The following is a 23657-nucleotide window of genomic DNA, read 5'->3' as shown; positions in this document are numbered from 1 at the left end:
ATTAATCACTCCGTTTTCTTTATGAGAAAATAATAGCTGATTTTGGTAAAAAAGAAAAGAGTGAGCAAGGACAAAGATCTAAAAAAGCTCAAATAAAAAAGCCTGAAGAGAGAATTTACTCCTCAGACTTATTAATACTATTCAACTGTTACAGATTTTGCCAAATTTCTTGGTTTATCAACATCATAACCTCTTTGCAAGGTTGCATAGTAAGCAATTAATTGTGCCGGTACAACGCTGACCAATGGTGTCAATAACGGATGAACGTTTGGTAAAATAATTTGGTCGTCAACTTTGCTGACAGATTCACTGGCAATCACTAAGACGTTTGCACCGCGGCTTTCAACTTCCCGAACATTTCCTCTTGTATGGGCCGCTGTCGCAGCATCGGTGATAATCGCCATCACAGGAGTACCTTCTTCAATCAAAGCAATTGTGCCATGTTTTAATTCACCAGCTGCAAAGCCTTCAGTCTGGACGTAAGAAATTTCTTTTAATTTCAAAGCGGCTTCCATAGACACGTAATAATCCACACTGCGACCAATGTAAAAGGCGTTGCGGGTTTCTTTCAAATAAACTTGAGCTAGCTCATCGATTAAATGTTTTTCAGAAATCATCGTTTCCATGCCAGTTGCCACTAAACTCAGTTCGTGTAATAAATTGAAAGCAAAGGCTTCAGGAATTTCTTTTTTCTCGCCAAGGGCTTTAGCTAAAACTGTCATCACAGCAATTTGAGCTGTGTAAGCCTTAGTTGAGGCTACAGCAATCTCAGGACCAGCGTGGAGCAATAAAGTATATTGTGCTTCTCTGGAGAGAGTAGAGCCCGCTACATTGGTAATTGTCAGGCTTGGATAGCCTAGTTCATTAATCTTTACTAAAACTTGGCGACTATCAGCAGTTTCACCACTTTGACTCAAAAAGATGAAAAATGGTTTTTCTGAAAGTAACGGCAGATTGTAGCCAAATTCACTGGATAAATGAATTTCCGTTGGCACTTTGGCTAAGCTTTCAAAAATTTGTTTGCTGACCCAACCGGCGTTGGCGCTGGTACCACAAGCGACGATGTAAATTCGATCGCTTGCTTGCATTGTTGCCAGTAAGTCAGCATCAATAACAAATTCACCAGAATCAGTGACGTATTCTTTTGCAATACGGCGCATAACAGCAGGTTGTTCGTCAATTTCTTTCAGCATATAAAAAGGATAAGTTCCTTTTTCGATATCAGCCAAATCGATTTCAGCAGTAAAGGCGCTGCGTTCCACTTTTTCGCCAGTGGCTTTTTCAATGCCAACACTGTCAGCTGTTAGGGTTACTAGTTCGCCATCTGCAATTTCTAAAAATTGTTTCGTTTGGTCAATCATCGCCATTGCATCGCTACAAATCACATTGAAATCCGTCCCTAAACCAATCAGTAAAGGACTTTTATTTTTTGCTACATACAAGGTTTCTGAATCAGCTTTATCGACTAAAGCAAAGGCATAAGAGCCTTCGATGACAGCCAAAGCCTTTTTGAAGGCTTCTTTAACTGACAAACCGTCTTCAGCGAAGCGGGCAATTAATTGCACAACAATTTCTGTATCTGTTTCACTTTCTAAAGCAATACCAGCTAAATAGGTATCTTTTAATTCTTGATAATTTTCAATCACACCGTTATGCACTAAAACAAATTCTTGATTACTAGAGGTATGAGGGTGAGCGTTAATTTCAGTAGCGGGTCCGTGAGTTGCCCAGCGAGTATGGCCAATCCCGAGGGTTCCTGTTAACTCAGTTCCAACTTTTTCTCTTAAATCTTTGATGCGGCCTTTAGTTTTAACTAATTGGTTGCTGTTTGTATCTGCGACAAAAATACCGGCTGAATCATAACCGCGGTATTCTAATTTCTCCAAACCTTTTAATAAAATTTCAGTTGTGTTGGGGTTGCCAACAATTCCTACGATTCCACACATAATCAAATCCTACTTTCGACTGTTCTATTCATTGTATTTGGTTTCCGCTGCGGATAAAGTCTTTGTTTTTTTCTCACGAAAAGGTTTTGATCTTTATCTGTAGAGTGCAGTCCCTAGAGCCACCCGCCGAAAACTTCGATAAGCTCTTTCCTCGTCACCTGATAACAGGTCTGGCGCTATCCATAATTGGTCTAACCAATCCTCCTTGTTATTATTTTCGGAAACACTAATGATTCTATAGGTTTGTTAAATCATTGTCAATTATTTTTTTATAAATGGTCTACTTGTAACAAAAGTTTAACATACTGAAATATTTCTTCTCCTTTTTATTAATCAACAAGATGGAAGATACTTTTATAGAAGAAAAAATAAAAAAAGCGAGAAAAATCTTATTTAAATATTTTTTTCTCAGTTATTTTTAGGTATACTAGCTGTAGAAAGTCGAGGGGATGCAGGTGCAGGAAGTACCGGTAATTACATTAAAAGAATTAAAGGCAGCGATTGCTCACTTGGAAAAAGAGCATCAGCTTGCAGAAGATACCAAAGTTTTTTTGAATACTGGCTGGGACAGCGTGCAGGAAATTGCACCAGACGCCTTAAAAGTTGCCAAGATCCAAGCTTTTACTGTTGAAGATCCCTTATCTGGAGAAGAGTTTGGTGGACATTCGCTTTTAAATAAAGCGGAAGCAATGAAGGCCCAGGGTAAAATTGAAACGGCGATTATTATCAATAATATTTACTAAAACTTGAGTAGCAGCTATTTTTAGTTGTCTCAAGTTTTTTTCATAAGAAAACAACGTCTGGAGAGAAGACAATGGCAATTTTTAATTTTCCAAATTCCCGAGAAGACTTTATCCGCCTGGGAAAAGAGGCCATCGAGCAGGGAGAACAGCAAAAGGGATTAAAATTATTTCAAGAGGCCTATGAAATTGAGACTGATTTTTCTTTAAATCTTTTGCTTGTTCATTTAATGATGGAAACTGGTGAACATCACCAAGCATTGCGCTTGGCGCAAGATTACTTGTCGGATTATTTGCAGGAGCGGCAATACTTTGATTTGTTTTTCCAATTGTTGCTTTTAAATCAACAATTTCTAAAAGCTCACGAGTATTTAGCACAATTTGCTGGCCACCAAGATCAAGCCTGGCTAGATTTATTGCAGCAACAGCTAATTCAATTAGAGGACTATCTGAGTCAATTAGAGCAGCAAAAACTTGCGGATTTACGCAAAGGCTTGACGACCATCAATCAGCTAACAATGCAACAGCAGGCTCGCTTTATTGAAACACTGATAGCCACCCCGCTAAATTTCTTTTTAGAAATGGCGGCTACTATTTTAACTGATGTTCAGGTAAATTATTTCAGCCGTTTAAAAGTTTTGGAGGAATTAATCAAGCTCAAGAGAAAAGAATCCTTCACTTTCCGTTGGTTTAACGAAAAAGAACGACAGGTTATTCCCAGTCAGCTGGAATTGGTAGAAAATTCAGCTGATTTAGCCAAAGTAGAATTATTTTTAACCCAACAATTGGAACATCAACAGCCGGATCTTTTACAGGCCCTTTTAGAAGAGGTTCAGCTGCATCTGACGATTTTATTTCCATTTGAAACGGAGACTATTACAGCGTTGGGGGGCGTGCAACTGTTTGCTGAAAGCTATTTAGCAGAATACAGCGAAGGCTACTCAGAACAGTTTGACGAGTCTCCAGAATTCAGCCGTATTCAAGAATTAAAGCAAAATCTGCGGCAGTTTATTTGGCAATTGATGGAGGGAAGTTAATATTTAGACAAAAGTTGTAAAATTCGGCTATCTTCTTTTGCGAATATGTTTACAATCCTTGGTGCTTAGTGTAATATTTAAAAGGTATGTGGGGCAGTAGATAGCTGGAAAAGGCTTGTAGGAACTACCCGAATTATTGCTAAAAAAGTTTTTGTTTGAGGCGCTAATTTATGCGATCTCAGGAGAAAACCGCAGCTGTAATTCGGCTATTTCATTGCCGTTTCTTAGACTGCAAACCCAGTAATAATAGATATTTCGGAGGGAATCAAATGACAGCAAAATGGGAAAAAAAAGGCACCAATGATGGTGTGTTAACCTTCTCTATTGAACGTGCTCAAATCGAAAAAGGCTTAACCATCGCTTTTAATAAAGTGAAAGGTAATTTAAATGTTCCTGGCTTCCGTAAAGGAAAAGTATCACGCCAAGTATTTAACCGCATGTACGGCGAAGCAGCTTTGTATGAAGATGCTTTGAACGCAGTTTTACCAGAAGCATATGAAGCTGCTGTAAAAGAAGCGGCAATCGACCCAGTGTCACAACCTAAAATTGATGTTGAAAGCATGGAAGAAGGCCAAGACTGGGTAATCACAGCTGAAGTAACAGTGAAACCAGAAGTTAAATTAGGTGAATACAAAGATTTAGTTGTGGAAAAACAAGACCGGGAAGTTAGTGAAGAAGACGTTGATGCACGGATTCAACGGGAACAAGAAGCACAAGCAGAATTAGTCGTTAAAGAAGACGCTGCTGCTGAAAATGGCGACACAGTTGTCATCGACTTTGAAGGCTTTGTTGACGATGTTGCGTTTGAAGGCGGTAAAGGCGAAAACTATTCGCTTGAATTAGGTTCAAACTCATTTATTCCAGGCTTTGAAGATCAATTAGTTGGTCATAAAGCAGAGGAAGAATTAGATGTTAACGTAACTTTCCCTGAAGATTATCAAGCGGAAGATTTAGCTGGTAAAGAAGCAATCTTCAAAGTGAAAATCCATGAAGTGAAAGCGAAAGAATTACCAGAATTAGATGATGAATTTGCTAAAGATGTTGACGAAGAAGTTGAAACGTTGGCAGAATTAAAAGAAAAATATCGCAAAGAATTAACTGAAACCAAAGAACAAGCAGCAGTGGATGCTAAAGAAGAAGCAGCAATTAAAAAAGCTGTCGACAATGCAGAAATCCTAGATTTACCCCATGTAATGGTTCATGATGAAGTACATCGGGCGATGGATGAATTCTTAGGCAATATGCAACGCCAAGGCATCTCACCTGAAATGTACTACCAATTGACGGGTTCAACTGAAGCTGACTTGCACACTCAATTTGAAGGCGAAGCTGAAACCCGGACTAAAACAAATCTAGTTATTGAAGCAATTGCAGAAGCTGAAAAATTTGAAGCGACTGACGAAGAAATTGAAAAAGAATTGCAAGACTTAGCAGATACTTATCAAATGCCGCTAGACCAAGTTAAAAACTTGTTGTCTGAAGACATGCTAAAACATGATATCGTGATGAAAAAAGCTGTTGATTTAATCACTGGCACAGCTAAAGAAGAAGCATAATTTTTTATTCACATCATAAAAGATGAACGTGGGGCATTCTTTACGGATGTGCCACGTTTTTATTTCGTTATGATTGCAGAATGATGAAGATAAGTTTTAGTTTAGCTTGCCACTCTTTTTAATTTAGGATATTTGTGATATGATACCTTTAGTTTGGGGAAACCTCTAACTAAAAGTATGTACGAGAAATAAATGAGGTGAAAAGATGTACGATAACACAGATAGTACAGATACAGTTCGTTGTTCTTTTTGCGGGAAGACCCAAGAAGAAGTACGCAAAATCGTAGCTGGCCCAGGTGTTTATATTTGTAACGAGTGTATCGAGTTGTGCAAAGAAATTATTGATGAAGAGTTTTATGATGAAGCTATTCGTGATGTTCTTGACGTGCCAAAACCTCGTGAAATCTTAAATGTTTTAGACGAATATGTAATTGGCCAAGAACGGGCGAAACGCGCCCTGTCCGTCGCTGTATATAACCATTATAAACGGATTAATCACGGCGTTGAAAACGCTGATGAAGTTGAATTACAAAAAAGTAATATTTGCTTAATCGGACCAACCGGCTCTGGGAAAACTTTCTTAGCGCAGACCTTAGCGCGTACGTTAAATGTACCTTTTGCGATTGCGGATGCGACCAGCTTAACAGAAGCTGGTTATGTCGGTGAAGATGTTGAAAACATCTTATTAAAACTATTACAATCTGCTGATTACAATGTCGAACGGGCAGAAAAAGGGATTATTTATATCGATGAAATCGATAAAATTGCCCGCAAGAGCGAAAATGTCTCAATTACTCGGGATGTTTCCGGCGAAGGGGTTCAACAAGCCCTCTTGAAAATTCTTGAAGGGACCGTTGCCAGTGTACCACCGCAAGGCGGTCGTAAGCATCCTCATCAAGAATTTATCCAAATTGATACCACCAATATTCTATTCATCGTAGGTGGTGCCTTCGATGGCATTGAAACGATTGTCCGCAATCGTCTCGGTGAAAAAACAATCGGCTTTGGCGCAGACAACAAACGTCTTGGAGAAAATGAAAGTGTGATGCAGCACATCATCCCAGAAGATTTGTTGAAATTTGGTTTGATTCCTGAATTTATCGGCCGCTTGCCTGTGACAGCTGCCTTGGAAAAATTATCCACCGAGGACCTGGTGCACATTTTGACCGAGCCGAAAAATGCTCTAGTAAAACAATATCAAAAATTATTGGCGCTAGATGATACTGATTTAGAATTTGAACCGGAAGCGCTGCGTTCCATTGCTAATAAAGCGATTGAACGAAACACTGGTGCCCGTGGCTTACGCTCAATCATTGAAGACATTATGATGGACATTATGTTTGATATTCCCTCAGATGAATCGATTGAAAAAGTTGTGATTACCAAAGCTGCAGCTAACGGTGAAGCAGAACCAATTGTGATTTACAGTAGTGATTCTAAAAAAGCTGGCTAATATCAATTGAAATAAAACGGAAGTTTGCGGAGACAAGCCTGAATCCCTAAACTTCCGTTTTTTTGAAATGTAGCACTTGAAAAATTTGAAAAGAAAAATTTACACAATAGAAATAAAGGAGAAAAAGAATGGATGTACATAATGCAGAGATTGTCATTAGTGCGGTAGAGCCCAAGCAATATCCAGAAGGCGGTCTGCCGGAAATTGCACTGGCAGGGCGGTCTAACGTTGGGAAATCTTCGTTTATTAATACGTTAATCAATCGGAAAAATTTGGCCCGGACCTCTGGCAAGCCCGGAAAAACTCAAACGCTAAATTTTTATTTGATTGAAAATGCTCTCCACTTTGTGGATGTGCCTGGCTATGGTTATGCGAAGGTTTCTAAAACCGAGCGGGCCAAGTGGGGTCAGATGATTGAAACTTATCTGACAAATCGCGATAATTTGCGGGCTGTGGTCTCGTTAGTTGATGCCCGTCATGAGCCTTCAAAAGAGGATGTGCAGATGTATCAATTTTTAAAATATTATGAGCTTCCAGTGATTGTGGTGGCGACAAAAATTGATAAAATCCCTCGAGGCAAGTGGAACAAACACGAAAGCATGATTAAAAAGGCGCTGGACTTTGACAAGAATGATGACTTTGTCTTGTTCTCTTCTGTTACGAAAGAAGGAAAGCAGCAAGCCTGGAATGCGATTGAAAGTTATTTAAAAGGAAAATAAAAAATTTGCACCAGCAGGTCTAGCGCTAGACTTGCTGGTGCAAATTTTTTTGTTAAAAGCCGACTGACAAGCTAACCAGTCTAAAACTTATTTTTTAGTTTTCTTTTCGTCTTCTTTTTCGTTTTTTGGTTTCAAAAAACGGTCAATATCTTCTTTAGGCGCAACCTTCTTTTCAGGATCAATTGCGAAATTTTCAAACAAAGTATCTAAATCGTCGGTTTTTTCAAATTTAAGTCCCATTGTGAACACCTCCAGCTTCATGATTATTTTAGCATGATTAGCGGCAAAATAAAATACTTGTGTTTGAGGTTGGCTGAATTGTAAATTATTCGTTATAATAATTATAGATAGAAAAATACGAAGAAAAAGCAGATAAAAAAACAATAGGGAGGCTTGAGAATATGCAAAAAGAAGAGCAGATTTATTTGGTCAATCAATTACGGATAACCGATCAGCAGGATTTTGCGGCGGTGGTTAACGACTGGGCACTTCTCAGTCGCTTACTGATTGACGCGACTTTTATCCAAATTGACTTTAAAGATATGATGGATTATCATCCGGATATTATTCAAGAATTCTTTGCCGATGTAGCAGACAATCAATATTTTACCTTAACAGTCGGTAATCCCAATAATGTTTTGATGCTGCAACGCTCGAAAGCCAACCTTTTGGAAAAAATTATTATTGATAAAGATATTTATCAAAATCATCAGCAGGTGATTGATGATTATCAGGTGCGACGTTTGGAGGAATGGGGCATTTACGGGTATGCCCGCTCCTATGATGAATATTTATATAACAATACTGAAAATATCGAAAAGCGCAAACTCTTTGAGACAACAGAAGAAATTCAGCAACTTCCGAAAATGTTAAATGACCAAGGAGTTACCCAAATTGATACTAATCAATTACCCGGCTGTGATTTATTTTATGACGGGCTCTGTTTAACTGCCTGTTGGCGCATGTTTTTTTCAAAATATTATTTTCGGATTATCCTAAAGCAAATCCTATTAGATATTCAGCAGGTGGAGGCAATTCAAGAGCATGCCAATGACTTGATTGAGATCACGCTTTTCAAAAAGCCCCTGAATTGGGATTTGCCGGCTAATCTTAATTACCAACAGCTTTTTCGCGACCAGCTGGGAGTTGATCAATTGGTTTGGACAAATGGAGTCGGGGTGTTGAAGGACCCGTTTATCGAATATTCCTATTACAAGCACACGATTCAAACGGTGCAGTACCAGAATAATCGGCTGCAGCCAACAGAAAAGAAGCGGGCCACTCATTTCGTCACCCGCTATTATGATTTACTGAAGCAAACCTATAAAGAGCGGCGGGTCAGAGGACTCTTAAATTCTCAGGCTTATTTTCCCCTGACGGATGAAATGAAGTCGACGATGATGAATTATAAAATTTTAAATCCGTTATTGACGATGGATGAAGGTCTGGCGGCTTATGAATTTTATATTCGCAATTACTTGGAAATCAATGTCAAGGATGAGAATTACCAAAATTATTTGGCAGTCTTAAAATTTTATATTCCCAATGAGGCGCTGCAGCACGTTCCCGTGGCTGAGCTGCGTCATCAGATGAAGGACATAAAAATTGGCCGTGTCCGCAAAAATAAAGGGGACCTTAGAGTGGACTTAAAAAAAGGGACCAATCATTTGCGGGTGGTCTTTGCTAGCCAACAAAAGTTAGAGGAACAAAAATCAAATAGAGCGTTGTCTTAGAAGGGTTTGATTCAATGAAGGATTCCGTTGATTTAAAAACATATTACTTAATTATTATTCCGGCTGTCTTGGTGATTATTGTGGCTTTTTTGTCACCGGGCTTTGAGTATAAAGCGCAATTTGCATTCTTTATCGTGGGGGTCAGCTTAGTCAGCCTGTTTGTCTTAAATTATTTTGAAGGAAAGGGGCGGAAAGAACAGCCCCAACAACAGTCTCCAACTGAGGAATCAGACGAAGCGAGTGGGACTCCTGAAAAAGAGACGACAGCTGCCACTGAGTCAGCCGAAAAAAATGCAGTAGAGGTGACGGTTGCAGACAACGAGATTGATGCTCGAGCTGCTGAATCAACAGAAGTGCAAAAGGAAAAAGAGCAGCCGGAAGACGAGACGCAAGTTCATTCAAAAGAAGAGACAAGTTCAGAAACAAAATAAAAGAATCACCAACCTTTTTATTGACAAGGCTGGTGATTCTTTTTAATTTAAGCTAATTCTGCTGTTTCAACTTTGCTTTTTTTCATGATTCCGAAGAGCACTCCAGAGATTACCGCACCTAAAGCGATAAATAATAAGTAAAGCACTGGACGGTTCAATAGCATCACAACGAAGATGCCGCCATGAGGAGCCATTAAACGAATACCGAATTCACCAACTAAAGCGCCGGTGATTGCTGAGCCGACAACAAAACTTGGAATAGCTCTCAATGGGTCAGCAGCTGCAAAAGGAATGGCACCTTCTGTTACGAAGGACAAGCCCATCACGATATTAGTTAAGCCTGAATCTCTTTCTTCTTTGGTAAATTTATTTTTAAATAAACGAGTCGCAATAAAAATTGCTAATGGCGGTACCATACCACCGGCCATAACAGAAGCCATTACGACAGAGCCACCTTCAGTTAATGTGGTAGCCAAGGTAGCAGTCCCAAAGACATAGGCCGCTTTATTAACAGGTCCGCCTAAGTCAACCGCCATCATGCCGGCCAATAATGCACCTAATAGAAGAGCATTTGTTCCATCAAGACTAGTTAGAAAATTATTCAAAGCAGTGTTAATGGCACTCATTGGCACGTTGACTAAGAGCATTAAGAAACCAGTGATTAAAACACCAAAGACTGGATAGAATAAAATGGCTTTAATTCCCTCCAACGATTTTGGCAGACCGGCGAAAATTTTTCTCAGAGCAACAATCACATAACCAGCGATGAAACCACCCACTAAAGCGCCTAAGAATCCAGCACCTCCGGCATTTGCTAGAGCACCGGCTGCAAAACCAGCCACCAAACCAGGACGATCACTAATACTAGAAGCGATGAACCCAGCTAAAACTGGTAACATAAAGCCAAAAGCAGCACTACCAATTTGGTTGAACCAGCTAGCTACTTCATTATAATTACCCAGACTAGCAAGTTGATCTGTTGGCACGCCGATAAATTGGTCAATCATAAAGGAAAGGGCAATCGCAATGCCGCCGCCGATAACAAATGGTAGCATGTGGGAGACACCATTCATTAAATCTTTATAAATTCTTTGGCCGATTGAACCATCGGCAGAAGCTTCATCACTTTTTGCTTCGCTGCTATTTCCGTGGAACACGGGTGCGTCACCACTTAATGCGATATTAATTAATTCTTCTGTTTTACGAATCCCATCACTTACAGGACGATTGACTAATTCTTTGCCGCTGAAACGATTCATTTCAACTTTTTTATCAGCCGCTACGATAACGGCATCCGCCCGGGCAATATCTTCAGCAGTCAATTTATTTTTTATACCTTCTGAACCGTTTGTTTCAACTTTAATCTCAACGCCCATTTCTTTAGCTTTTTTCTTTAAAGCATCTTCTGCCATATAAGTATGGGCAATCCCAGTTGGGCAGGCGGTGACTGCAACAATATAACGGCGATTAAAATCTTTTAACTCCTCTTTGTTGGCAGCTTCCGCTTGTTCGGCTTTTTCTTCCGCTTCTTTAGCATCTTCGGCCGCTTGGAAAAGATTTTGAACATCGTCAGGCGTTTGAGCTGTTTTTAATTTTGCGACGAAATCTGGGTCAATTAACAAGCGAGACAAAGCAGCCAAGGCTTGTAAATGCGTATCGTTGGCGCCTTCTGGAGCAGCAATCATAAAGAATAAATAAGTAGGCTGACCATCTAAAGCTTCGTAATCGACACCTTTGTTACTTTTCGCAAATAAAACAGTCGCTTCTTTGACTGCTTTGTTTTTGGCATGGGGCATTGCAATGCCGTCCCCAAGGCCAGTGGAAGTTTGTGCTTCCCGCGCTAAAATACCTTCTTTATAGGTATCAATATCCGAAATACGGCCGGCTACATACATCTTTGCCACCATTTCATCAATGGCACCTTTTTTATCGGTAGCTTGTAAATCCATAATCATTGCATCTTTGATTAACAAGTCTTTGATATTCATAAAAAAATCCCCCTATTTTTCCACTTCTGTAATTTTTACTTCCGGTAGCAACAATTCAATAAATTCTTGAGAAGCCAAGTCGTCAGAGAAGGCGGTGGCACTGCCACAAGCCACGCCCCAACGGAAGGCTTCTACAGCATCTTGAGTTTTGGCAAAGGTTCCAACAAAGCCGGCAATCATCGAGTCGCCAGCACCAACAGAATTTTTTAATGGCCGTTTTAAGACATTTGATTGATAGACCTTATCGCCACTAAAGAGCAAGGCACCATCGCCAGCCATTGAGATAATCACATTTTTGGCTCCGGCTGTTAGCAATTTTTTTCCGTAAGGTAAAATTGCGGCGACAGAATCAAAGCTAGTATGATAAAGTTCAGCAAGCTCATGATTGTTTGGCTTCACCAACAAAGGTTGATGAGCTAAGGCATCCAATAAATCTTCTCCAGTCGTATCAATCACAAATTCAGCCTCTTTATCATTGACTATTTGAATCAACTCTTGATAAAAGCCTTTACGCAGGCTGGCTGGTGCACTGCCGGAAAGGACCACGACATCATTTTTTTCAACTTGACTCAAGGCTTGTTTCAATTCTTGAATTTCTTCATTAGTTAAAGCTGGTCCCGCTCCGTTAATTTCAGTTTCAGAATCGGATTTCAGTTTAATATTGATCCGGGTGTCATCGGCAATCTTTGTAAAATGACTGGTGATGCCTTCTTCTTTAAGCCAGTCATTGATAAAACCGCCAGTGAAACCACCGAGAAAGCCAAGTGCAGTGGAGTGACTGTCAATCCGTTTCAAAATTCTTGAGACATTAATGCCTTTGCCGCCGGGAAGTTTGAAATCTTGAGAAATTCGATTTAAATCCCCCAATTTCAATTGATCCACATGAACAATGTAATCAATGGAAGGATTTAGCGTTACCGTATAAATCATTTTATTGCCTCCTTGATGGTAGTCTGCTTTTTTAAGGCTGGTAAATATTCAGCAGGGCAGTAGTTGGTTATAATAGTGGCACTGCTGACGTCCGCCACTTTAAAGAAGGACGTTTTATTAAATTTGGAATCGTCTGCCAGTACGAAGACTTTTTCTGCTTGAGCCATCGCCATCTGCTTTAGAGCGCCTTCTTCTGGATCAGGTGTAGTCAACCCAAATGTTTCATGAATGCCATTCATCCCCATAAAAGCACAGTTGAAACGCATTTGTTGCAGCTGAGCAATTGCAAAATTTCCCAAAACCGCATTGGTGGTCAGTTTAATACTGCCACCGAGAATAATCGTTTCAATGTTTAAATCCACAAGCTCATTTGCATGGCGGACTGAATTTGTCACCACCACAATTCGTTTATCTTTTAAAAAGGGAATAAATTCTAGTGTGGTGGAGCCAGCATCCAAGTAAATGATATCGTTTTCACGGATTTCTGCAAGCGCCATTTGAACGATTGCTTGTTTTTCGTGAAGGTTCTTGAATGTTTTTTCATTCAGATTTGGTTCTAAGCCTAATGGTTCAATTATTTTTGCGCCGCCGTGAATTCTGGTTAATAAGCCAGCGTCTTCTAATTCTTGTAAATCTCGGCGAATAGTTGATTCAGAAGCGTTTAGCTGATCCATTAAGTCCTGTGATTTGATTAGCTGTTGACGGTCTAATGCTTCGAGAATTTTTTGTCGGCGTTCATCTGTAAGCATTTTCATCCCTCTCTTCAACATGTAGTGTAACACAATCTTTTTAACAGTTCAATCAAAAACCGTCATAAACAATCAAAAACATTCACTTCTTTTTATTGAAAATTTTTTACTATTTAGACAACTTGTTTTAAAATAAATGAAAGCAGTCTCAAGGAGGTTACGAAAATGATTGAGTTGCAGACAAAAAGGTTAATCATTAGAGACCATCGGCCAGAGGATTTAGCTTCCCATCATCAATTATTGAGCAATCCGCAGGTGATGTATTATTTGCCGGAAATACAAACATTTTCTTTCGCTGCATCACAAGCAAATTTGCAGCAGGCCATCGAAGAGAGTAAAAAAGAACCGCGAAAAAATTATTTCTTTGGTATCTTTACCCATGCTAAAGAACGAGTCGGTGAAATTGGCTACAGTCTGATAGCAGATTCGCCGGTAGGAAAACATGTTGAGGTCGGTTATTTTTTACTAAAAGAGTTTGAAGGCTTTGGCTATATGACGGAGGCCTTCAAGGAAGTTTTACGGTTTGCTTTTTTTGAAGACGATGTCTATCGAATTTTTTGCGGGTGTTTAAAGGAGAATATTGCCTCTGAAAAAGTTATGCAAAAATGCGGACTAATAAAAGAAGGGGACTTTAAAAAGTTTCAATGGCATCAAGAAGCTTTTAAAGATCGTTTGCAATATCGTTTATTAAAAGAAGAGTTTCAAAAGCTTTAAAATCAGAGTTTTCCTAAGTTAAAGAGTAAAATAATTATATCGAAATTTTTCATAGTAATTCTTTCATATTTTAAAAAACGGAGATAAAAAGGAGCAAGCTTATGACAAATCCAACAATTTTACAAGGTTTTGAATGGTATTTACCGGCTGATAGTACCCATTGGAAAACTATCAGTCAAAAAGCGGAGGAACTAAAAAGATTCGGATTCTCAGGTGTTTGGCTGCCGCCAGCTTATAAAGCAGCGCAAGGAGTCAATGATGTCGGCTATGGCACCTACGACCTTTACGACTTAGGGGAGTTCGACCAAAAAGATACAGTGCCGACAAAATACGGAACAAAAGAAGAATATCTACAGGCGATTAGAGACTTACATGCCCAAGAAATTGAAGTCTATGCTGATATTGTTGTCGACCATTTTATGGGAGCTGACGAAGAAGAAACGGTGTCTGCTGTCAAATACAGCGGAGATAACCGCAATCAACCCATCAGTGACGAACAGGAAATTTCGGCATGGACTAAATTTACCTTTCCTGGACGAGGTGGTACTTATAACGATTACGTTTGGACATGGCAAAATTTTTCCGGTGTCGATTACGATGCCCGACGCCATGACCATGCCATTTTTAATTTTGCTGACAAGGGCTGGGATCCTGAAGTCGATGATGAAAACGGAAATTACGATTATTTGATGGGCTGTAATTTAGACATGGAAAATCAACAGACCGTTGAGCAGCTTGACAAGTGGGGTAAATGGTATCAAGAAACAACTGATGTCGATGGCTTTCGTTTAGACGCCGTCAAACATATTCAATTTGATTATTTTGTCGATTGGCTTTTACACCGCCAAGAGGAAAAACAGGCGGATATGTTTGTCGTTGGTGAATATTGGAGTGATGAGTTAGATAAATTAGTCGATTACATTGACTCTTCGGGAAATTTAATCAATCTCTTCGATGTGCCGCTGCATTTTAATTTGCAGCAGGCTTCTAATTCAATGGGAGCTTATGATATGCGGGATATTTTTAAAGGTACGTTGGCAGAAGAAAGAGGCGATTGGGCAGTTACATTTGTCGACAATCATGATACTCAAAAAGGTCAAAGTCTTGAGTCATGGGTCGAAGGCTGGTTCAAAGCTCAAGCCTATGCGTTAATATTATTACGGGAGGCGGGCACACCAGTTGTTTTTTGGGGAGATTTATATGGAATTCCTTCACAAAATGTCGATCCAGTCGGCGAAGATTTAACAGCTCTCTTGAAAATTAGAGAGCAATTGGCCCACGGCAGTCAAGTCGATTATTTCAACGGTCCAGATGTCGTCGGCTGGGTGAGAACCGGTGACTATGAGCACGAAAATTCTGGTTTGGCGGTGGTGCTAACGAATCACACCGGCGGCGAATTAGAAATGACGGTCAGTGCCACCCATGGAGAAAAAGTTTTCGTGGATCTTTTGAAAAATAATCAGGCTAAAATCCAGTTAGATGATAACGGTAAAGGTATATTCCCGGTAAATGACGGCAGCATTTCAGTGTACGTAAATGAAGAAGTTGCAGAAAAAATCTGGGCTATGCTGGAAAATTAAGTCTTTTTCAGCGGTTAAATATTGAAAAATTTCTACCACTGTACTTAAAATAAGAATCATTAAATCTATTAAACCACAATTTTAGACAGCAATAAAAAAGGTGCCAATTCAGTTGTTCAAATACTGAATTGGCATCTTTTTTTGCGTGAAGAAAAATAGCTCTCAAAACCTGATTTTGACAAAAACTTATTGGCGACTAGTTTCCAAAATTAGGTTTATATATCTTTCTGTTCCTTGGGCATATTGTTCATAGCCCAGCTGATGCCTAAAAAAATAAACCATTTCACGGCAGATTTCTTCGCCTTCAGCATTATTTTCAAGGGCCATAACTAAGCCGTTAATAATCCGATTCATTGTCGCATGACTGAGATTTTGCATAATTTTTTCTGGCTGTTGATAATTTTCGTAGGTAGCAATGATTTCTTTAGCCTGCTGAACCTCGTGATCTAAAAGGGCATGGAGACAAATATGTAGGTAAAAGTCCTGACTGTAGCGTCTAGTTGTCAAAGATTTGATTTTTTTCTTCGCCGACTGTTGCCACAAAAAAGAGCGAACTTCTTTTGACATGGAGTGGCAGCTGTAAGTTGCCAAGAGAAACTCAAATTCTCCCCAAGTTTCGACACTTTCCAAATACTGCCAAAGAGGTGTCATATCGAAGTCGAAATTTTTATGAAACAAACGGTTGCCATAATCCATCAAAATTAAGGCAATAAAGTGATTGGCTTCTTTTCGGGCATCACCTAAAATGCCAGCCGCACTTTGAGTTTGTGTCAGCCAATTCTGCCAGCTCTCTTCATCTTTTTTTATAATAATTTCATCGATAATTTCCTCTAAGCGGCGAACCGAAACTAACTGGACAGCTTCGTTGTACTCAAACATAAATTCTTCCACTGAAACATTGATTCGCTGTAAAAGGGCAAAGAGTTTGGTAATCGTGATATCATTTTGATCCTTTTCAAAGCGTCTTAAAAACTGCGGACTGACAATATCTGCGGCAGTCTGATTTAACTGATAGCCTTTTTGCAGGCGAAATTTGCGAAAGAGTGCTCCAAATTGATTCATATTGTCCTCCTGAGTAACAGCAGCAAATCTTAGTCTGCTACTGTTTGCTTATGTCCTTTAAAAAGGGATTGCTAAGATAAATGTGGTGCCGGCTGGACTGCTTTCAACCTTTAAAAACCAGTCATTTTTTTTCACGATTGAAGAGACTGTAAACAGTCCAAGGCCCGTACCACCATCTGTAGATTTCGTTGTAAAAAAAGGTGTGAAGATATGTTCTTCAATGTCTTTTGGAATACCAGGACCGTCATCGCTTATTTCCAACAGGGCAAAACTTTTTTTCTCAAAGACGTGTCCGGTCTCTTGGTAGGCCGCATTTTGGGCAGCATCGGCGAGACTGAGTTTTACGCTGATTGTTCCGGTCCCATCAATCGCCTGATAAGCATTGGTAATCAGATTGTATAAAATCACTTGGACATCATCTTTTTCAAAATAAGCGCTTTGGTCTGTCTCTAGCTCATAGGTGAAGCTAACTGTTTTGGGAATCAGCAGCTTGAGGGTATCCAAAGCTTCTTTCACAACTTCCTTTATCTGTTGATTTTTTTTCTGACCGTGGCTAACACGCGAAAAACGCAACACATTGCTGGAAAGCTGCTGACCTTTTTCAGCTGCATGATAGACTTCTTTTAAATCATCCACCAATAATTCATCTTCCTGGTGTTCTTCAATTAAAAGCTGCAGATTACCAATCATCGGAGTCAAAAAATTATTCATGTCATGGACAATTGTTGTGGTTAACAGGCCAATTGTCTCCAATTTTGATTCTTGGAAAATGGTTTTTTCCATCGCATGTTTTTCTTCTAGAGAGCGCTGGCGTTCCTTTAAGCGTAGATTTTCTTGATAATTGCGATTTTTGCGGGTGTTATTAATATAGATAAAACCCAATAAAACTAACACGACAAAGAGAATAATCAATAAGCCTAGACTCATCATACTACCCTCAATCACTAGGCCATTCCACTCATTAAAATCTGAGTTACTCGCAACCACCAGACGGGTAGCGCCAATCGTAATCCATTGATAGGCGCCGATTTTTAACACGCGGGTCGGGTTTTCCTCCGTCCACCAATAAGAATAATAACTGAGGGTACCCTTTTGATTGGCCAGCTGTTCTTCTTCAAGGCGTTGTAAATCTGTGTAATCTAAATCGGGAAATTCCCGCTGACGATCTTCGACAATCGTCAGCCCGACTTGTTCAGTGGAGGGATGCATGACAACCTTCATGTCTTGGTCTTTAATCATCGTATAGCCTTGAAAACCATTTTGTAGCGGGTCAAAGTTTTCTTGATAAAATTTTTCCAAATCAATTGTTAAAATTAAAATTGCCTGATTTTGATTACTATCAGTAACTTTTTGATAAAAATTCAAATAAGAGCTAGTGTAATCATAAAAAACTTGACCGTTTTCCTGCCCACTGGTTTTAACACCAGTCGGATAATTAGGATCAGTCATCACATAACGGGGAAAAGTTTCTAGAGCTTCCAACTGCTGGCCTTTTGTCTGCCAGCCTTTAATTAAAAGGCCGTTATCTGTGACTAAGCTGAGGGTAGCCATGCTGGTGACGGCATGAGAGAGCTCTTGATTGAGTAAATCGGCTGTCAAATTATCAAAAGAGGCTGTCAGTTCATCACTGCGGGAAAGATTTTCCAGATCCTCTCGGTAATTTTCTATTTGCAATGTTAAAATTTTAATGGCATCATTGTTTATAGTAGTTAGATGCTCTTCGGCAAGCTTCATGCTATGGCGCTGGACCGATGAATAGGTGAATATCGACAGGGCTAAGCCAACGGCCGTAATGATTAAAACGCTGATAAAGCCAACGTAAATCCACTTGTTTGATGGTTTTCTCATAGTTTGTCCTTTCAAATGAACATCTAAATAGTACAGGGGGAAAAACATGCGTAACGAAAAAATACTTATTGTTGACGATGACCCAGCAATCCGCAGACTAATCTGGAAATCGCTGCAATCTACTGGTATTTTAGTCTATCAAAGTGATTCAGTAGAGGCGACGATTGACATCGTTTCACGAATTAAGTTTGACTTATTTATCTTAGACGTCGGCTTGGAACATGAAAATGACGGCTATCATCTCGCTCAAGTAATTCGCGAGGCAGATCCATTTGTGCCGATTGTCTTTTTAAGCGGCAAGACCAACGAAGAAGATATTGTGACTGCTTTAGAAAACGGTGCTGATTTTTATTTAACCAAACCCTTCTTGCCCAATATTTTAAAAGCCCAGGTGCTGGCGACATTGGAGCGGCGAAAAATTATTAAAAATCAAGAACAAAGGGTAACCAATGAAATCATTCAAGGGCCTTTCCGGTTTGACAAAGCCCGTTATGAGCTGTTCAAAGGGGCCGAGCCGATAAAAATGTCTTCAAAAGAGATTAAGCTGATGCAATTTTTTATGGAAAATCCGGATCAGGTTTTTTCCAAAGAACAGATTTATCACAATGTCTGGGAAGATGGCAATTATGATGCTAATACAATTATGGTCTTTATCAATCATCTTCGCAACAAAATAGAAGACAATCCTAAAGAAGCCAAGTTCTTGAGGACTGTCTGGGGTATTGGCTATACGTTTAATCCGGTAGACTAAAATAAATCTTCTAAAAACGCCAAATAAATACCTAATGCAATTAAATCGGCGGAGCCGCCAGGGCTTAAATTACGATCAATCATCTGTTGGTCGTATTTTTTTAGGCTTAAAATCAAGTCCTCAGCAGGCAGGTTAGCTTGATGGAGGCTTAAATTTTCCCCTTTAACCTGCTCCCAAGCAGTCAAGCCTCCCCGGTGTAACAAGTTGCCATCTTCAACAAAACTCATTAAGAAAACTAAAGCTCTTAGTAAAATAATTTCAGTGTCTTCGCCTTTTTGACTGCGAAGAAAGGGCAGCAGCTGATTGTTTAAAATCGGATAACCAGCAATCGCTTCACCACGAATTCCCATCAAGCCTTTTTCTAAATAAAGCTTTTCCCCGTAAGAAAGATCAGTTTTGGTAGCTAAATCAGTAAAGTCCTCTTGCACTATTTCAGCGATGGCTGCAACAATTGCCAACACTTCATTGGTATCTTCTGCAGTAAAGGGGAGGTCAGTTTTTTTTTGTAAATAAAAACCGGTGGCACCCAGTAATAACGCAAAAGAAAAATTTGCACCTTTGTGAGTATTGATGCCCTTAGTCGCCTTGAGCATCGCTTTTTCTGCGTCAATGCCAATCAGCCGCAATTTTTGAAAGAGTTCAGAAAAGGAGCCCTCGTGCTGAAAACCAGCTTCCAGATAATCTGAAAAGAAAGGGCGCAGACTGATGATACTATCAACAAAGGTAAAAAAATCCATATCTTGATGGGCCCCGTTGGAAAAACGGTCCACCAAACCTGGTTTTGGTGTTAAAGAAACTTCGTAGAATAAAGCTTTTTCCGCAAAGTCAGCCACAGTTGAAAGGGAATTATCCAATTTTTCTTCGCTCCATTTCCACTAGAATAAAGTTGAGTGAGCGATCTAAATGCTCATGGGTAATCATTTGAATTTGTTCGCGATTTTTAGTTTTCATGCCACGATAAATCAGCCAGTGTTCCTCCAAAGCTTTATCTCGGCGGTCCGAAGAACGGATGGCGATATCACGAAAATAAACGAGATAGGCCTGCAGGTTGGTCACAATTGATTTCAAACGCAGCATGCGGCTTTTTTCATAGATGAAAGCATTGAAATCCGAAAAACTCACAAGGAGATCGTCGACCCGATCCTCATCATTAAGTTGGTTACTATGTTCTAAAAGAAGCCGCAGCTCTTCAAAATCGGCTTCATTCATTAATTCCATCGCCTTGATGGTTGCCAAGGTATCCAAGGCTTTCCGAATATCATAAATTTCATAAGCATCTTGAATGCTGATACCTTTGACGACAATACCCACACGGGGGACATGTTCGACCAAACGTTCTTCCACTAAACGCTGCATGGCGTAACGAATCGGCGTGCGGGAAATATTGAGAACCTCAGAAAATTCTTTTTCATTGATTCTTGAGCCAGCCGGAATATCACTTAAAATAATGGTTTTGCGGAAGGCCTCGTAAAGTAAAATTTTCAATGTCTTATTTTGAGAAAAATCCAAATTTTTTCGAACGGCTTCAATAATCGGATTCACAGTCATGTTCCTTCCTATATTTAAATTGTCTTGTTGAAACCAATTCTAAACAAATCTGCGGCAAAAAGCAAAAAGGATTATTAGTTATCTTTTTAATAAAAAAAGAGACTGTCCTTCAGCGGATTGTCAACAAATTTATCCCGAAATGATTACTGGTCAACAGGATGTTGCCATTAGGGATTTGATTTGCAGAGTCAGCTGTTTAGACAGTCTCTTTTGAAAAAATTATTGTGGAATGTAAAGTGGCATATGGCCGAATGCGATAATTGTAATTACAAAGATAACGAAAATACCTAATGCATATTTACCAGCGGCTCTTTGCCATTGGCCCATATCCAAACCAGTTAAACGTAATAGTAGGTAGATAAAGGCAACTAATGGACTCAATAAGTGGAACGCTTGTCCCATTAATGAAGCTAATGCCATCTGCATGTTTGTAAAGCCGTATTGACGACCAGCTTCAGCTAAGACTGGCAAGACACCAAAGTAGAAACCATCATTACTGATGAAGAAAGTACCTGGTGCAGAAATCAAGGCAATTACTAAGCCCCAGAAACCAGCCAATTGTCTAGGAATAATTTGTGTGAAGCTGTTTGCTAATGCTTCGGCCATTCCTGAACCTTGGAATAATCCCATGAAGACTCCAGCAGCAAAGACTAAGATAACTACTTGAACTGCGTCACCGCCGTTTGCACCAATCCGTGCTGATTGATCTTTTAAGACAGGGTAGTTAACGATTAAAGCGATACATGTACCAACAGCGAATAAGAGTAAAGCTGGTACTTCAATTGGTGAGTAGAATGAGCCAGCAACCAACCAAGCAATTAAGATGATTGTCAAGATACCGTTAAAGGCCCAACGATTTGGACGACGAATCGCTAAAGTTTCTGGATCCGTTACGGTAGTCATTTCATCAATTTCAGCGTCGGATAATTCCTTGACACCTAAACGAGCCCGTTCTTGACGACCCATCCGTGGTGCTACGAAGAAAATAACAAATGCTAATGAAAGAACCATACCAGGTGCTAAGTAAGATAAAATTTCACCACCAACATCTAAAACTGACATTGCCCGAGCAGTCGGTCCGCCCCAAGGAAGCAAGTTCATGATAGTGTTTTGCAAAATAATCAAAACACCTAAGTTCATCATTTTCATATCCAATTTTTTATAGATAGGAATAAAAGCTGAACAACAAATCAAAGTTGTCGTTGTACCATCACCATTTAGTGATACCGCCGCTGCAACAACTGCAGTTGCGATCAGTACGCGCATTGGGTCTCCCTTTGCAAAGTGAATCATTTTTCTAGTAATTGGATCGAACAAACCAGCATCCAACATGATAGAGAAGTATAGGATAGCGAATAATAGCATGATCCCGGTATTAGCGGTTGTTGCAATCCCCTCTGTCACGAAGTCCCCAATATTTCCGTCTGCTGCTACGCCAGCGATCATAGCCACGAGTGTAAACAGTAAAGGAATCATAATCAACGCAGTTAGCGGAGACAGTTTCTTTTTCATGATTACAAACATGAAGACGATGATCATACCGTAAGATAAGATAGTTAGTAACATCAATTTCCCTCCTAATTTTGTATTTCTTTTCTAAGAAAGCGTTACCAAGACTTTCCCGAAATAAAACGCTGAACATTTTATGAATAATTTTTCACAAAACCTATAAATTAAAATGTCCGTCGTTTCTGTAACCCTAGAATAAGCAATTTTCAAAAATTTGGGTAGACCTTGGAGGGAAAAAGGACACCAAAAAAACAATTTATGTAAGCGTACTTATTAAATGCTTAACAAGATATTAATAAATTCTTAACGCCTGAAAACGTTGATTTATCAAGGTTTTTCAAAAAAACAGCAGAAATCAGCATTTTAAAAACATTGAAAAAACAATTTATCTTAAGATTTCAGTGTTTTCGTTTTTCGATTGCCTCTATAATAAAAGGGAAGCATGAAATACGGAGAAAGGAGAATCGCCTTGGGCATTTTTAGTCGATTATTTAAGAAGGAAGAACCGGCAGCCTCTCAAACAGTTGTCCCGGCAACTGAAAAAAAAGTTGCCTCATTAGATGACGGTTATGAAAGCTTGCCAGCTTTTATTCCAACAAGTCCCAAAGAATATCAGTTGGTGAGTGTGATTGCCACCGCAATTGCGGCTGGCGAAAACAGCGACAGTCAATTTGTGGTTAAAACGATTTTAAAACGCAATCCAGAAGCTCGCACGGTCGCTTTAGTTGCCGCCAGTCTTGCCGCAGGCACCGCAGAAGACAGTCAGCTTGTCGTCACGTCCATTCAAAAGAAAAAATAAAACGGAGGGTTACACAATGTTACGTAAATTTAAAATTTCAATCGATGGCCAAGAATACTTAGTAGAAATGGAAGAAATCGGTGGCGTGCCACAACCAGCCGCACCTGTTGCTCCGGCTGCACCTGTTGCGCCCGCAGCTCCTGCTCCAGAGGCCGCACCTGCTGCAGCTGCGCCAGCACCAACACCAGTTGCTTCAACTCCAGCCGGTGCCGATGCGATTACCGCCCCGATGCCTGGCGCTATCTTAAAGGTCTTAGTAAACGTTGGCGATACGGTTGCAGAAAACCAACCAGTCATGATTTTAGAAGCGATGAAGATGGAAAATGAAATTGTGGCACAACATGCAGGCACCGTTATGGGTATTCATGCAGCACCTGGTGACAATGTGAATCCTGGTGATCCATTGATTACCATTGCCTAAATAAATTTGAAAAAAATTCTATTTATATAGAAATTTAAAAGTGAAGCTATGTAGAAGTGAAATTAAGTTGAGGAAGTGAAATTTGTGGAAACATTGATTGAAGGGTTTATCGGCATGGGACAAGAGCCCGGCCGGATTGTCAT

General features: G+C 39.7%; 22 protein-coding genes. 12 read left to right on the top strand and 10 right to left on the bottom strand.

Going from position 1 to position 23657, the window contains the following annotated elements; all coding sequences use genetic code 11:
- Window positions 1–137: 137 nt before the first annotated feature.
- A complete protein-coding gene (gene glmS, locus AC1Z3S_RS14545; RefSeq protein WP_461740956.1) occupies window positions 138–1946 on the bottom strand; it encodes a glutamine--fructose-6-phosphate transaminase (isomerizing) in 1809 nt (602 codons plus the stop codon).
- A 449-nt stretch (window positions 1947–2395) separates the two neighbouring features.
- Between glmS and AC1Z3S_RS14540 the strand changes: the two genes are divergently transcribed.
- The 5 genes from AC1Z3S_RS14540 to yihA all read left to right on the top strand — a co-directional run bounded on the left by AC1Z3S_RS14540 (window position 2396) and on the right by yihA (window position 7451).
- Window positions 2396–2689: a hypothetical protein gene (locus AC1Z3S_RS14540; protein ID WP_461740955.1), complete on the top strand. Its 294-nt coding sequence runs from the start codon at window positions 2396–2398 to the stop codon at window positions 2687–2689.
- Window positions 2690–2760: 71 nt separating this feature from the next.
- Window positions 2761–3723 (top strand): hypothetical protein, encoded by a 963-nt coding sequence (locus AC1Z3S_RS14535; protein WP_461740954.1) that lies wholly within the window; start codon window positions 2761–2763, stop codon window positions 3721–3723.
- 269 nt (window positions 3724–3992) lie between these two features.
- Window positions 3993–5279, top strand: coding sequence for a trigger factor (gene tig / locus AC1Z3S_RS14530; RefSeq protein ID WP_265459207.1), 1287 nt, complete (start codon window positions 3993–3995; stop codon window positions 5277–5279).
- Window positions 5280–5484: 205 nt separating this feature from the next.
- Window positions 5485–6732 carry an ATP-dependent Clp protease ATP-binding subunit ClpX gene (gene clpX, locus AC1Z3S_RS14525; RefSeq protein WP_461740953.1) on the top strand — a complete coding sequence of 416 codons (1248 nt, stop codon included), beginning with the start codon at window positions 5485–5487 and terminating at the stop codon, window positions 6730–6732.
- A gap of 128 nt (window positions 6733–6860) precedes the next feature.
- The gene (gene yihA, locus AC1Z3S_RS14520; protein WP_265459209.1) at window positions 6861–7451 is read left to right on the top strand and encodes a ribosome biogenesis GTP-binding protein YihA/YsxC; all 591 of its coding nucleotides are present in this window, start codon (window positions 6861–6863) and stop codon (window positions 7449–7451) included.
- A gap of 87 nt (window positions 7452–7538) precedes the next feature.
- Here yihA and AC1Z3S_RS14515 read toward each other — a convergent pair whose 3' ends face one another.
- Entirely contained in the window at window positions 7539–7691 is a 153-nt protein-coding gene (locus AC1Z3S_RS14515) for an SPJ_0845 family protein (protein WP_461736757.1), read from the bottom strand.
- Window positions 7692–7852: 161 nt separating this feature from the next.
- Here AC1Z3S_RS14515 and AC1Z3S_RS14510 point away from each other — a divergent pair, with 161 nt between their 5' ends.
- Both AC1Z3S_RS14510 and AC1Z3S_RS14505 read left to right on the top strand, forming a co-directional pair.
- On the top strand, window positions 7853–9184 hold the full coding sequence (locus AC1Z3S_RS14510) for a hypothetical protein (RefSeq protein WP_461740952.1): 1332 nt from the start codon (window positions 7853–7855) through the stop codon (window positions 9182–9184).
- A gap of 14 nt (window positions 9185–9198) precedes the next feature.
- Entirely contained in the window at window positions 9199–9615 is a 417-nt protein-coding gene (locus AC1Z3S_RS14505) for a hypothetical protein (protein WP_461740951.1), read from the top strand.
- A 47-nt stretch (window positions 9616–9662) separates the two neighbouring features.
- Here AC1Z3S_RS14505 and AC1Z3S_RS14500 read toward each other — a convergent pair whose 3' ends face one another.
- The 3 genes from AC1Z3S_RS14500 to AC1Z3S_RS14490 are packed head-to-tail and all read right to left on the bottom strand — an operon-like array spanning window position 9663 to window position 13282.
- Window positions 9663–11603 carry a PTS fructose transporter subunit IIABC gene (locus AC1Z3S_RS14500; protein WP_461740950.1) on the bottom strand — a complete coding sequence of 647 codons (1941 nt, stop codon included), beginning with the start codon at window positions 11601–11603 and terminating at the stop codon, window positions 9663–9665.
- A 12-nt stretch (window positions 11604–11615) separates the two neighbouring features.
- Entirely contained in the window at window positions 11616–12533 is a 918-nt protein-coding gene (gene pfkB, locus AC1Z3S_RS14495) for a 1-phosphofructokinase (RefSeq protein WP_461736753.1), read from the bottom strand.
- Complete coding sequence (locus tag AC1Z3S_RS14490) at window positions 12530–13282, bottom strand: DeoR/GlpR family DNA-binding transcription regulator (RefSeq protein WP_461740949.1); 753 nt, start codon at window positions 13280–13282, stop codon at window positions 12530–12532. Before AC1Z3S_RS14490 ends, pfkB begins: the two co-directional genes overlap by 4 nt.
- 165 nt (window positions 13283–13447) lie before the next feature.
- Between AC1Z3S_RS14490 and AC1Z3S_RS14485 the strand changes: the two genes are divergently transcribed.
- Window positions 13448–13996 (top strand): GNAT family N-acetyltransferase, encoded by a 549-nt coding sequence (locus AC1Z3S_RS14485; protein ID WP_461740948.1) that lies wholly within the window; start codon window positions 13448–13450, stop codon window positions 13994–13996.
- Window positions 13997–14097: 101 nt separating this feature from the next.
- Window positions 14098–15576 (top strand): alpha-amylase, encoded by a 1479-nt coding sequence (locus tag AC1Z3S_RS14480; protein ID WP_461740947.1) that lies wholly within the window; start codon window positions 14098–14100, stop codon window positions 15574–15576.
- Window positions 15577–15762: 186 nt separating this feature from the next.
- Here AC1Z3S_RS14480 and AC1Z3S_RS14475 read toward each other — a convergent pair whose 3' ends face one another.
- A complete protein-coding gene (locus AC1Z3S_RS14475) occupies window positions 15763–16638 on the bottom strand; it encodes a helix-turn-helix domain-containing protein (RefSeq protein WP_461740946.1) in 876 nt (291 codons plus the stop codon).
- Window positions 16639–16695: 57 nt separating this feature from the next.
- Entirely contained in the window at window positions 16696–18486 is a 1791-nt protein-coding gene (locus tag AC1Z3S_RS14470; RefSeq protein WP_461740945.1) for a sensor histidine kinase, read from the bottom strand.
- Between the two features lie 46 nt (window positions 18487–18532).
- Here AC1Z3S_RS14470 and AC1Z3S_RS14465 point away from each other — a divergent pair, with 46 nt between their 5' ends.
- On the top strand, window positions 18533–19237 hold the full coding sequence (locus AC1Z3S_RS14465; protein ID WP_461736747.1) for a response regulator transcription factor: 705 nt from the start codon (window positions 18533–18535) through the stop codon (window positions 19235–19237).
- Here the strand turns inward: AC1Z3S_RS14465 and citG are convergent.
- The 3 genes from citG to AC1Z3S_RS14450 all read right to left on the bottom strand — a co-directional run bounded on the left by citG (window position 19234) and on the right by AC1Z3S_RS14450 (window position 22351).
- Window positions 19234–20091: a triphosphoribosyl-dephospho-CoA synthase CitG gene (citG, locus tag AC1Z3S_RS14460; protein WP_461740944.1), complete on the bottom strand. Its 858-nt coding sequence runs from the start codon at window positions 20089–20091 to the stop codon at window positions 19234–19236. The two genes, AC1Z3S_RS14465 and citG, sit on opposite strands and share 4 nt — an antisense overlap.
- Window positions 20084–20779, bottom strand: a complete 696-nt coding sequence (locus AC1Z3S_RS14455; RefSeq protein ID WP_461740943.1) for a GntR family transcriptional regulator — start codon at window positions 20777–20779, stop codon at window positions 20084–20086. The genes citG and AC1Z3S_RS14455 overlap by 8 nt, the downstream gene beginning before the upstream one ends.
- A gap of 225 nt (window positions 20780–21004) precedes the next feature.
- Window positions 21005–22351, bottom strand: a complete 1347-nt coding sequence (locus AC1Z3S_RS14450; protein WP_461736744.1) for a CitMHS family transporter — start codon at window positions 22349–22351, stop codon at window positions 21005–21007.
- Window positions 22352–22736: 385 nt separating this feature from the next.
- Here AC1Z3S_RS14450 and AC1Z3S_RS14445 point away from each other — a divergent pair, with 385 nt between their 5' ends.
- Window positions 22737–23093 carry a hypothetical protein gene (locus AC1Z3S_RS14445; RefSeq protein WP_461736743.1) on the top strand — a complete coding sequence of 119 codons (357 nt, stop codon included), beginning with the start codon at window positions 22737–22739 and terminating at the stop codon, window positions 23091–23093.
- A 16-nt stretch (window positions 23094–23109) separates the two neighbouring features.
- Window positions 23110–23514: an acetyl-CoA carboxylase biotin carboxyl carrier protein subunit gene (locus AC1Z3S_RS14440; RefSeq protein WP_461740942.1), complete on the top strand. Its 405-nt coding sequence runs from the start codon at window positions 23110–23112 to the stop codon at window positions 23512–23514.
- Window positions 23515–23657: the final 143 nt, after the last annotated feature.

It is taken from the genome of Enterococcus sp. LJL90, assembly GCF_056924355.1.
Note: the sequence above shows the minus strand (reverse complement) of the source record. Positions and strands in the feature narration are given on the sequence as shown.

Coding starts and splice junctions, on each gene's coding strand:
- pfkB (WP_461736753.1), bottom strand. CDS start 12,533: ATGATTTATACGGTAACGCTAAATCCTTCCATTGATTACATTGTTCAT.
- glmS (WP_461740956.1), bottom strand. CDS start 1,946: ATGTGTGGAATCGTAGGAATTGTTGGCAACCCCAACACAACTGAAATT.
- AC1Z3S_RS14500 (WP_461740950.1), bottom strand. CDS start 11,603: ATGAATATCAAAGACTTGTTAATCAAAGATGCAATGATTATGGATTTA.
- AC1Z3S_RS14490 (WP_461740949.1), bottom strand. CDS start 13,282: ATGCTTACAGATGAACGCCGACAAAAAATTCTCGAAGCATTAGACCGT.
- AC1Z3S_RS14470 (WP_461740945.1), bottom strand. CDS start 18,486: ATGAGAAAACCATCAAACAAGTGGATTTACGTTGGCTTTATCAGCGTT.
- yihA (WP_265459209.1), top strand. CDS start 6,861: ATGGATGTACATAATGCAGAGATTGTCATTAGTGCGGTAGAGCCCAAG.
- AC1Z3S_RS14475 (WP_461740946.1), bottom strand. CDS start 16,638: ATGAATCAATTTGGAGCACTCTTTCGCAAATTTCGCCTGCAAAAAGGC.
- AC1Z3S_RS14535 (WP_461740954.1), top strand. CDS start 2,761: ATGGCAATTTTTAATTTTCCAAATTCCCGAGAAGACTTTATCCGCCTG.
- AC1Z3S_RS14465 (WP_461736747.1), top strand. CDS start 18,533: ATGCGTAACGAAAAAATACTTATTGTTGACGATGACCCAGCAATCCGC.
- AC1Z3S_RS14540 (WP_461740955.1), top strand. CDS start 2,396: ATGCAGGTGCAGGAAGTACCGGTAATTACATTAAAAGAATTAAAGGCA.
- AC1Z3S_RS14450 (WP_461736744.1), bottom strand. CDS start 22,351: ATGTTACTAACTATCTTATCTTACGGTATGATCATCGTCTTCATGTTT.
- AC1Z3S_RS14480 (WP_461740947.1), top strand. CDS start 14,098: ATGACAAATCCAACAATTTTACAAGGTTTTGAATGGTATTTACCGGCT.
- AC1Z3S_RS14440 (WP_461740942.1), top strand. CDS start 23,110: ATGTTACGTAAATTTAAAATTTCAATCGATGGCCAAGAATACTTAGTA.
- tig (WP_265459207.1), top strand. CDS start 3,993: ATGACAGCAAAATGGGAAAAAAAAGGCACCAATGATGGTGTGTTAACC.
- clpX (WP_461740953.1), top strand. CDS start 5,485: ATGTACGATAACACAGATAGTACAGATACAGTTCGTTGTTCTTTTTGC.
- AC1Z3S_RS14485 (WP_461740948.1), top strand. CDS start 13,448: ATGATTGAGTTGCAGACAAAAAGGTTAATCATTAGAGACCATCGGCCA.
- AC1Z3S_RS14505 (WP_461740951.1), top strand. CDS start 9,199: ATGAAGGATTCCGTTGATTTAAAAACATATTACTTAATTATTATTCCG.
- AC1Z3S_RS14515 (WP_461736757.1), bottom strand. CDS start 7,691: ATGGGACTTAAATTTGAAAAAACCGACGATTTAGATACTTTGTTTGAA.
- AC1Z3S_RS14445 (WP_461736743.1), top strand. CDS start 22,737: ATGAAATACGGAGAAAGGAGAATCGCCTTGGGCATTTTTAGTCGATTA.
- AC1Z3S_RS14510 (WP_461740952.1), top strand. CDS start 7,853: ATGCAAAAAGAAGAGCAGATTTATTTGGTCAATCAATTACGGATAACC.